This window comes from Reyranella soli, assembly GCF_007992495.1.
GTDB lineage: Bacteria > Pseudomonadota > Alphaproteobacteria > Reyranellales > Reyranellaceae > Reyranella > Reyranella soli.
In genome coordinates this window covers 20749-27739 of record NZ_BKAJ01000116.1, presented here as the reverse complement: position 1 = coordinate 27739, position 6991 = coordinate 20749, and the positions used below count along the sequence as shown (strand labels likewise).

At 67.4% G+C, this 6991-nt stretch carries 8 protein-coding genes; 1 reads left to right on the top strand and 7 read right to left on the bottom strand.

All coding sequences use genetic code 11. From position 1 onward, the window contains the following. Positions 1–112: 112 nt before the first annotated feature. From RSO01_RS30855 to RSO01_RS30845, 3 genes are read right to left on the bottom strand one after another with little or no spacing between them, the layout of a single operon-like run. Positions 113–1402: a metal-dependent hydrolase family protein gene (locus tag RSO01_RS30855; protein WP_147154410.1), complete on the bottom strand. Its 1290-nt coding sequence runs from the start codon at positions 1400–1402 to the stop codon at positions 113–115. Positions 1403–1413: 11 nt separating this feature from the next. Beyond that, positions 1414–2199 (bottom strand): alpha/beta fold hydrolase, encoded by a 786-nt coding sequence (locus tag RSO01_RS30850; protein WP_147154409.1) that lies wholly within the window; start codon positions 2197–2199, stop codon positions 1414–1416. Positions 2200–2208: 9 nt separating this feature from the next. Then, the gene (locus RSO01_RS30845; protein WP_147154408.1) at positions 2209–3090 is read right to left on the bottom strand and encodes a fumarylacetoacetate hydrolase family protein; all 882 of its coding nucleotides are present in this window, start codon (positions 3088–3090) and stop codon (positions 2209–2211) included. Between the two features lie 172 nt (positions 3091–3262). Here RSO01_RS30845 and RSO01_RS30840 point away from each other — a divergent pair, with 172 nt between their 5' ends. Then, on the top strand, positions 3263–3871 hold the full coding sequence (locus RSO01_RS30840) for a TetR/AcrR family transcriptional regulator (RefSeq protein ID WP_147154407.1): 609 nt from the start codon (positions 3263–3265) through the stop codon (positions 3869–3871). Positions 3872–3896: 25 nt separating this feature from the next. Here RSO01_RS30840 and RSO01_RS30835 read toward each other — a convergent pair whose 3' ends face one another. From RSO01_RS30835 to RSO01_RS30820, 4 genes are read right to left on the bottom strand one after another with little or no spacing between them, the layout of a single operon-like run. Continuing rightward, complete coding sequence (locus RSO01_RS30835) at positions 3897–4361, bottom strand: nuclear transport factor 2 family protein (protein ID WP_147154411.1); 465 nt, start codon at positions 4359–4361, stop codon at positions 3897–3899. Between the two features lie 8 nt (positions 4362–4369). Further along, positions 4370–4756, bottom strand: a complete 387-nt coding sequence (locus tag RSO01_RS30830) for a response regulator transcription factor (RefSeq protein WP_147154406.1) — start codon at positions 4754–4756, stop codon at positions 4370–4372. A gap of 56 nt (positions 4757–4812) precedes the next feature. Beyond that, entirely contained in the window at positions 4813–5460 is a 648-nt protein-coding gene (locus RSO01_RS30825; RefSeq protein ID WP_147154405.1) for a response regulator transcription factor, read from the bottom strand. Next, positions 5457–6896 carry a sensor histidine kinase gene (locus RSO01_RS30820; RefSeq protein WP_147154404.1) on the bottom strand — a complete coding sequence of 480 codons (1440 nt, stop codon included), beginning with the start codon at positions 6894–6896 and terminating at the stop codon, positions 5457–5459. The genes RSO01_RS30825 and RSO01_RS30820 overlap by 4 nt, the downstream gene beginning before the upstream one ends. Positions 6897–6991: the final 95 nt, after the last annotated feature.

The window sequence follows — 6991 nt, the reverse complement described above, 5'->3', positions numbered from 1 at the left end:
GGGGGGGGGTTGCACGAGTTGTCGAAGCCCCCTCTCCCCGCCTCTCCCCCTAGCGGGGGAGAGGAGCATGAAGGTGACGGGATCTGAGGTGACGATCATGACGCCACCACCCTCACGCCACCGAGGCTGCCCAGCGCGAGCGGGCCGAGGAGATCTCGGGCTTCTTGTAGAAGGTGCCGTCCTTCATCACGGCCAGGATCTTCTTCTGGTCGCGCAGGATGGAGAGGTTGGAGAGCGGATCGCCGTCGACCAGCAGGATGTCGGCGAGATAGCCGTCCTTGATCTGCCCGAGCTCGCCGCCCTGCATCATGATCTCGGCGCCGAGCTTGGTGGTCGAGACGATCGCCTCCATGGGCGTCATGCCGAGGTGCTTCACGAAGTACTCGAGGTCGCGGGCATTGTCGCAATGCGGCGTGAAGGCGAAACCGTAGTCGCCGCCCGGCAGCACGCGGATGCCGCGCTTGTGCATCTTCTTCAGCGATTCGACGGCGGCGGCGATCTCGATCTCGTAGCCCATCTCGATCGCCTTCTTGCGATCGATGCCCCACGGCGCCGCGTGGTCCATCATGGCGAACAGGATGCCGATGCCGGGCGCCACGAAGATCTTGTCCTTGCGGGCCTCCAGCATGTCGAGCGCTTCCTCGTCGGTGAAGCTCGCGTGATAGACGATCTCGATGCCGTGCCGCATCGCCTGCTTGATCGATTCGCAGGACCGGGCATGGCACGACACGCGCTTGTTGCGCTTCTTGGCCTCGGACACGGCGATGGCGACCTCCTCGTCAGCCATCCAGGTCGTCTCGGCCGGCGCATTGGCGGCGAAGTTGTCACCCGACAGGTTGAGCTTGATGGTGTCGACGCCGTACTTCAGGAACATGCGCACGACCTTGCGCATCTCCTCGGGACCGCTGACCACGACGCCGAAGCTGAACTCCGGGAACGGCAGATGCGGCAGCATCTCGTCGCCCAGCGCGCCCGCCACGGTGATCTCCTGGCTGGCGGCGAGGTAGCGCGGGCCGGGGATCATGCCCGAGTTGATGGCATTGCGTGTCACCACGTCGAGCCTGGGCTTGGCGCAGGCAGCCCCCACGCAGGAGGTGAAGCCCGCCTCGAGGTAGCGCCGCGCCACGTCGGCCGACCACAGAACGTGCTCCTCGAGCGGCATGCGCTGGATGCCGTCGAGCGTCGCCGAGTCGTTCCAGGAGAAGTGCGTGTGGGCTTCCACCATGCCCGGCATCAGCGTGGCCCCTGCGCCGTCGATCACCGTGGCGCCGACGGTCGGGATCGACCGCGAGCCGCGGCCGACGCGCAGGATGCGGTTGCCCTGGACCAGGACGTCGCCGGCAAAGGGCGGTGCGCCCGAACCGTCGATGATGCGCACGTTGGTGAAGAGCATGTTGGTCATCGTTCCCTCCTTCACAGACGTCGGGTGTAAAAGCGTTTCAGCGCGTCGTTGCACTCACTCGGTTTCTCGATCGTCGTCCAATGGCCGCAGCGCGGCAGGACTTCTACGCGCGCGCCCGCTATGCGTTCGCCGATCAGGCGTACCGCTTGCGGCGGCGCGATCGCATCCTCGTCGCCCGTCACCATCAGGGTCGGGCAGGTGATCAGATTGGGATCGGCCGGCCGGGCGCCGGCCAGCGCGTCGCACGAGCGCGCATAGCCGTCAGCGCATTGGCGCATCACCGATTCGCGGACCATGGCGACGGCCGCGGGCTGACGGGCGCGGGTCTCGCTCGAGGTCGCGGCCTGCACGATCCCGTCGGCGATCGCCTGCATGCCGGCCTCGCCTTCGCTGCGCGCCTTCTCGCCGCGCGCCTTCAGGCCGGGCCGCGCGGCGTCGGGTGGCGACAGCAGCGGCCCGAACAGGGCCAGGCTGCGCACAAGCTGCGGGGCGACATTGGCGAGATGGAACGCCACGATCGTTCCCATCGAATGAGCGACGACGTGCGTGCGCTCGACGTGCAGGGCGGCGCAGACCCTGAGCATCGCCTGCACGAAGCGGTCGATGGTGAGCGGGCCTTCGACGCGCGACGAGCGTCCCGAGCCGGGCAGGTCCGGGCGCACCGTGCGATGGCGCATCAGGGTCGGCATCAGCGGCATCCAGACGTTCGACGTGCCGCCGAGCCCATGAATCAAGAGAACGTCGTCGCCCGATCCGTCGGTCTCGACGGCCATGCGTTCGACGAACTGTGTGGCCATGGGCGGAACCTATTGGACGGGGTTGCTGAGCGTGCCGATACCTTCGATGTGGATGCGCACGCGATCGCCGCGGCGCAGGAACTTGGGCGGGTCGAAACCGATGCCGACGCCCGCGGGCGTGCCGGTGGCGATGATGTCGCCGGGATAGAGCGTGATGCCGGCCGAGATGGTCGAAATGAGCGTCGGGATGTCGAAGATCAGGTCCTCGGTCGGCGCATCCTGGCGCAGCTCGTCGTTCACCCAGCAGCGCACGCGGGTGTGGGCGCCGTCGAGCTCGTTGGTGCAGGCGAGCCACGGCCCCATGGGCGCGAACGTGTCGAGCGACTTGCCCAGAAGCCACTGCTGGTGGCGGCGCTGCAGGTCGCGCGCCGTCACGTCGTTGACGATGGTGTAGCCCCAAACATGGTCCATGGCGCGCGACGACGGGATGTTGGTCCCGGTCTTGCCGATGACGACGGCGAGCTCGGCCTCGTAGTCGATCGACGAAGAGAGCCCGTTGGGGATGCGGATCTCAGCCTCAGGTGGGATCACGCTTTCCGGCACCTTGGAGAAGATCACCGGGAATTCCGGCACGACCTGCTGCTGGGGCGGACGCGGGCCGCCGGCGCCGCTGTTGGCAAACTCGGTGGCATGAGCCCGGTAGTTGAGCCCGACACAGAAGATGTTGCGCCGCGGCACCGGGATCGGCGCGTCGAGCTTGACGGCCGACAGGGGCAGCGCCGCGCCCGATGGCTTCGGGATCGGCGCGCCTTCGGCCATCATCTCGACGAGCGCCAGCGCCCCCACGGCGTGGGCGCGGTCTCCGAGCGCAAGGGGCGTCACATCGCGTTCGTCGGCGCTCACGCGCCCGACATGCCGACGTCCCGCCCACCAGAAGGTGGCGATCTTCAACGTTTCCTTCCAACCGGTCCGGCGATGGCCAAGAGCCGGCTCTGTTGCTATTTGGTGAAGCCCGCGCGCATCATAGGATGAACGCATGAGACGCGCGTCTCACGGATTGTGCAAAGGCTAGGACCGGGGTTGCATCGTGTCAAGGAAAGCCACCCCTGCACCAACGCACAGCATGACCTTGCCGCCGGACAACGACGTCAAGGCCCTCACCCACCGCAAGCTGCTGGCCGCGGCCATGCAGCTGGTGCGCCGCGGCCGCACGCCCTCGGTCGCCGAGGTGGCGCTGACCGCCGGCGTGTCGCGGGCCACGGCCTATCGCTACTTCCCCAACCGCAGCACGGTGATCGCCGCCGTCGTCGCCGAGAGCCTGGGCCCGGTGCGCGGCTACGAGCCCAAGGCGCGCGACGGCGGGCAGCGCGTGCGCGAGCTCTTCAAGCAGACCTTCCCGCGCTTCAAGGAGTTCGAGCCGCATATGCGTGCGGCCCTGCAATTGTCACTGGAGCATGAATCGCTGGAGCGCGTCGGCCTGCTCGAGGAGCCGCGCTACCGGCGCGGCTTTCGCCGAGGGCTGCTGGAAAGGGCCGCGGGGCCGCTGCGCCAGCAGCTTGGCCGTCGCGGCTACGACCGGCTGATGAAGGCCTTGTCGATCGTCTACGGCATCGAGCCCTATGTCGTGCTGAAGGACATCTGGGGATCGGGCGATCGCGAGGTCGAGGAGATCGCGGGCTGGATCGTCGATGCCATGGTCGATGCGGCATTGCGCGACGCAGGGAGCCGCTGAACCGGAGGCCGGCGGTCCGGAAGAATCAGAAGCCGAAGCTGCTGAGCCCCGGATGGTCGTCGGGCCGGCGGCCGAGCGGCCAGTGGTACTTGCGGTCGGCCTCGGCGATCGGATGCTCGTTGATGCTGGCGATGCGACGCTGCATCAGGCCGTTGGCGTCGAACTCCCAGTTCTCGTTGCCGTAGGCGCGGAACCAGAAGCCGTTGTCGTCGTGGTACTCGTAGGCGAAACGTACGGCGATGCGATTGCCGGCGAAGGTCCACAGCTCCTTGATCAGGCGATAATCGAGCTCCTTGGCCCACTTGCGACGCAGGAAGGCCTCGATCTCGGCGCGGCCGGTGATGAACTCGGCGCGGTTGCGCCATTTGCTGTCGGGTGTGTAGGCCAGAGCCACACGCGCCGGATCGCGCGTGTTCCAGGCGTCCTCGGCCATGCGCACTTTCTGCGCGGCGGTCTGCTCGGTGAACGGCGGCAGGGGCGGCCGGGTCACGGTCTCAGTCATCCATTTGCTCCCTTCGCGGCGAGCGCCCGCTCGATGCAGTCGATCATGAGCCCGCCATCGAACGGCTTGGCGAAGAAGCCGAACGCGCCATCGGCTTCAGCCTGCTGGCGGACATGATCGCGCGGAAAGGCTGTAATCAAAATGACAGGCATACGATTGCCGTCGCCGATAAGATGGCGCTGCAGGTCGAGGCCGCTCATGCCGGGCATCTGCACGTCGGTGATCAGGCAGGCTGCGGCATGGCACGCCGACGAGGCCAGGAAATCCTCGGCGGAAGCGAAAGTGGCGACGCCGAGATCGAGCGATGCCAGCAGGTTGCTGAGCGCGTCGCGAACGGCCTCGTCGTCGTCGACGACAGCGACGGTGAGCTTGGAACTGAACATGCGTGCAAACTGCCGGTTTCGCCCGCCGCGCGAAAGCTATACGAACGTTTGCCGCGTCACTGCGATTTGTGCAGTCCCAGGAGCTCGGCCATGCGCACAAGGTCTGCAAGCGAGCCCGCCCCCATCTTACGCATGGCCTGCCCGCGATAGAGCTTCACGGTGATCTCGCTGAGGCCCAGTTCGTGCGCCACCTGCTTGTTCATCAGGCCGCGCGTCACCAGGGTCATGACCTCGCGCTCGCGCGGCGACAGCCGGCCATAGCTGTCGCGCACGCCGGAGGAGGCCTGCTGGCTGCTGCGGCGCGAGCGGTCGGCCTCGATGGCCCGGGTCACGGCGTCGAGCATGTCTTGGTCGCGGAACGGCTTGGTGAGGAAGTCGACGGCGCCGGCCTTCATGGCGCGAACCGACATCGGGATGTCGCCGTGGCCGGTCATGAAGACGATCGGGATATGGGCATTGGTGCTGGCCAGCTTGTTCTGGAAGTCGAGCCCGCTCATGCCGGGCAGGCGGACGTCGAGCACCAGGCAGCCCGGCGCATCCGACGACGTGTCCTGCAGGAACTCCGCCGCGGAGCCGAACAGCTTCACCTCGTGTCCGACCGAGCGGAAGAGATTGCCCAATGCGCTCCTCATGTCCTCGTCGTCATCGATCACAAAGACGGTGGGCAGCGGTGCCGATGGCACCTGTGTCGTCGCGCGGCTCATGCAATACGCTCCTCGGCAATCGGCAGGCTGACATGGAAACGGGCGCCGCCTTCCGGCCGGTTGGTGGCCCAGATCCGGCCGCCATGGGCTTCGACAATCGAGCGGCTGATCGACAGCCCCATGCCCATCCCATCCTGGCGCGTGGTGAAGAAGGCCTCGAACAGGCGGCCGAGACTGGCGGGATCGATGCCGGGGCCGGCATCGCTCACCGTCAGGACAATGGACTGGGGCTCCTCGGCCGACCGGGCAATCTCGACGACGAGGCGGTGCGGCCGTGCGCTCACGCCGTCCATCGCCTGCATGCCGTTCATCAGGAGGTTCATCACGACCTGCTGCAGCTGCACGCGATCGCCCTGGACGAGCGGCAGGCCCTCGGCGGCGCTCACGCCGAGCGTGGTGCGATGGCCCTGCAGCTCGCGACCGATCAGGAGAGCCACGTCATTCACGACATCGGCAAGGGAGACCGGCGCATAGGACGGATCGCTCTTGCGTGACAGGGCGCGCAGCCGGCGCACCACCTCGCTGGCGCGCTGGCCGTTCTTGATCATGTTCTCGACGGAAGCGCGCGCCTGGCCGACGTCGGGAACGGGGCGCCCGAGCCAGCGCAGGCCGGCCTCGCCGTTGGTGACGACGGCGGCCAGCGGCTGGTTGACCTCGTGGGCGATCGAGGCGGTGAGCTCGCCGAGCGTGGCGACGCGCGCGACATGGGCGAGCTCGCGCTGGGCGCGCAGCAGGCCGTCCTCGACCTGGCGGCGGTCGCTGATGTCGTTGTTGGTCTCGAGGATGGCGCCGGGACGGCCGCGACCGTCACGCTGCAGGGCCCAGCGGCTGGCCACGACAAGACGCCTGCCGTCGCGGGCCGTATGGACCAATTCGCCTTCCCAGCGCCCGGTGCGCTTCAGCTCCGACATGATGTCGTCGAACGGCGCGGGGAACTCGGTATTCAGCAGCTCGGCCGCCTTGCGGCCGATGGCCTGCTCCGGCCGCCAGCCGTAGAGCTCGGTCGCGGCGCGGTTCCAGTAGGTGATGACGTCGTCCTGATTACGCACGAAGATCGTGTCGTGCGTGAGGTCGAGCAGGCTCGCATGCTCGCGCAACGATTCGATCGTGCCCTGATGACGCGCCGCAAGAGCGCCGGTGATGGCGATCGCCACCAGGCTGATGAGACAGCGCAGGAAGGGACCGCTCGCCGGATCATGCTCGTGGGTGATGGCGTAGCTCAGCACGGTGAGGGCCGCACATCCGCCGGCAACGAACAGGATGCCCTTGCGACCGGCGAAGTCCATCGCCAGCAGCACCACGGCCACGTAGAGCACGGCGATGGCGATATCGAGCGGCGTCACGGTGTCGGTGACGAAGATGGCGATAGCGACGACGGCCGCCAGCGACGGCATCAGGAGCGATGGGCGGACCGGTGCTGAGGACAGTTGCAGCATGAGGAGAGAGTCTCGCGTTCGCAGGCTATGTGCAACGAGCAGGTGCCCGCCGTCTCTCATACTTAGGTATGGAGCCATGCACCGCGCGTATGAAT